The organism is Algibacter sp. L4_22, assembly GCF_023473045.1.
Lineage (GTDB): Bacteria > Bacteroidota > Bacteroidia > Flavobacteriales > Flavobacteriaceae > Algibacter.
In genome coordinates this window covers 1-2,611 of the sequence record NZ_JAMCOK010000023.1, presented here as the reverse complement: position 1 = coordinate 2,611, position 2,611 = coordinate 1, and the positions used below count along the sequence as shown (strand labels likewise).

2 protein-coding genes are annotated in these 2,611 nt (G+C 40.9%); one reads left to right on the top strand and one right to left on the bottom strand.

Going from position 1 to position 2,611, the window contains the following annotated elements:
• Positions 1-556: 556 nt before the first annotated feature.
• Positions 557-1,375 (top strand): hypothetical protein, encoded by an 819-nt coding sequence (locus M4I23_RS20010; RefSeq protein WP_368736185.1) that lies wholly within the window; start codon positions 557-559, stop codon positions 1,373-1,375.
• Between the two features lie 257 nt (positions 1,376-1,632).
• Here the strand turns inward: M4I23_RS20010 and M4I23_RS19330 are convergent, their stop codons facing one another.
• Complete coding sequence (locus M4I23_RS19330) at positions 1,633-1,830, bottom strand: hypothetical protein (protein WP_249755498.1); 198 nt, start codon at positions 1,828-1,830, stop codon at positions 1,633-1,635.
• Positions 1,831-2,611 lie beyond the last annotated feature (781 nt).

Below are 2,611 nucleotides of genomic sequence, written 5' to 3'. Positions count from 1 at the left end.
AGACAGAGAGAGAGAGAGTGTGTGTGTGTGTGTGTGTGTGTGTGTGTGTGTGTGAGAGAGAGTGTGAGTGTGTGTGAGAGAGAATGAGTGAATGTGACCTAAATTGAGGTCCCCATGAGGAAACAAGCTTATAAATCATACAATTAGTTTTTTTTGAAAATGTAAAAATGCAGAAAGTTTTCTGTGATGGGTAGGGTTAGTGTAAGGGGATAGAATATACAGTTTGTACAACGTGTGTTTGTGCATTCCTGCTTTGACAAAATCTTTGTTTTTACCTCCTTCAGAAGGATGATGTTTGTCATGGTTGGACAAACCCAATGCACAAGTGGAATTCTACAAATTGAGTCTATCTTCCTATAATAACAGCCTTATAATATAATATAATATAAAGTAATATAATGTAATATACACCAATCAGGCATAACTTTATGACCACTGACAGGTGAAGTGAATAACACTGATTATCTCTTCATCACGGCACCTGTTAGTGGGTGGGATATATTAGGCAGCAAGTGAACATTTTGTCCTCAAAGTTGATGTGTTAGAAGCAGGAAAAATGGGCAAGCGTAAGGATTTGAGCGAGTTTGACAAGGGCCAAATTGTGATGGCTAGACGACTGGGTCAGAGCATCTCCAAAACTGCAGCTCTTGTGGGGTGTTCCCGGTCTGCAGTGGTCAGTATCTATCAAAAGTGCTCCAAGGAAGGAACAGTGGTGAACCGGCGACAGGGTCATGGGCGGCCAAGGCTCATTGATGCACGTGGGGAGCGAAGGCTGGCCCGTGTGGTCCGATCAAACAGACGAGCTACTGTAGCTCAAATTGCTCAAGAAGTTAATGCTGGTTCTGATAGAAAGGTGTCAGAATACACAGTGCATCGCAGTTTGTTGTGTATGGGGCTGCATAGCCGCAGACCAGTCAGGGTGCCCATGCTGACCCCTGTCCACCGCCGAAAGCGCCAACAGTGGGCACGTGAGCATCAGAACTGGACCACGGAGCAATGGAAGAAGGTGGCCTGGTCTGATGAATCACGTTTTCTTTTACATCACGTGGATGGCCGGGTGCGTGTGCGTCGCTTACCTGGGGAACACATGGCACCAGGATGCACTATGGGAAGAAGGCAAGCCGGCAGAGGCAGTGTGATGCTTTGGGCAATGTTCTGCTGGGAAACCTTGGGTCCTGCCATCCATGTGGATGTTACTTTGACACGTACCACCTACCTAAGCATTGTTGCAGACCATGTACACCCTTTCATGGAAACGGTATTCCCTGGTGGCTGTGGCTCTTTCAGCAGGATAATGCGCCCTGCCACAAAGCAAAAATGGTTCAGGAATGGTTTCAGGCGTGGACAATGGGGTACTTTTTATAGTTTCATCTGATCATAGAACCAGGTCCCTTTTGAATTTCCAGTCGTGTCTGACAAATGAATATGCTGGAGTTTGTTTCTGGATGAGCAAGAAGGATTTTTTCTTGAAACCCTCCCAAACAACATGAGGTGATGTAGGGGTTGTTGTTTTTTTTTTTTTTTTTTTTTTTTTTAGGCTTTCTGACCCCAAGACTCAGCTAATATCTGCGATTCTCCATCTGTGATCCTTGGAGAGTCTTTGTCCACTCAAACTCTCCTCCTCACAGTGCATTAGGGCGATACAGACACACGTCCTCTTCCAGGCAGATTCGTAACATCTTTAGTTGATTGGAACTTCTTAATTATTGCCCTGATGGTGGAAATGGGAATTTTCAATGCTTTAGCTATTTTCCTACAGCCACTTTCTATTTTGTGAAGCTCAACAATCTTTTGCTGCACATCAGAACTATATTCTTTGGTTTTACTCATTGTGATGAATGATTAAGGGAATTTGGCCTTTGTGTTTCCTCATATTTATACTCCTGTGAAACAAGACTTCATAGCTGGACAATTTCATGCTCCTAGTCACCCTGGTGTGCTAAAAAATGTAAATATTAATGGGAATATACTTCAGAGATATTTTACTCATAAGAATTTCTAGGGGTGCCAATAATTGTGGCCAACGTGTTTTGGAGAAAAGCATTTATTTCATAATGTGATTTACCCCCCACTTTCAATTCTTTTACTTCAATGAAAGGTTAGATTTTTGTGAATTTTTTGAATAAAAGATCAAAAGGATAAACAATGCAGATTTCACAATTATAGAAGAGACATATATATATATTTCTCTGTACTAAATGTTGTGCTCCTTCATACTTGAGATTGTCAGTTCATCATTTACTCACCCTCAAGTTGTTCCAAACCTGTATGAATTTCTTTCTTCTGCTGAACACAAAAGAAGATATTTTGACTTCCATAGTATGGATAAAAATACTATGGAAGTCAATGGGTGCCATCAACTGTCTGGTTACCAACATTCTTCAAAATATCTTCTTTTGTGTTTTTAAGTGAACTATCCCTTTAAATTTGTAGGTTTTACAAGTTCAGATTTGTTATGTTTGGCTACCAAGATGTTAAGTGTCTGTTTAATGATCGGTTATAATAGTTCAAGGCGCTTCTTCTGATACACATTACCGTTCAAACGTTTGGAGTCAGTATTTATTTATTTATTTAAAGAAATGTATACTTTTATTCAGCAAGGATGCTGTTC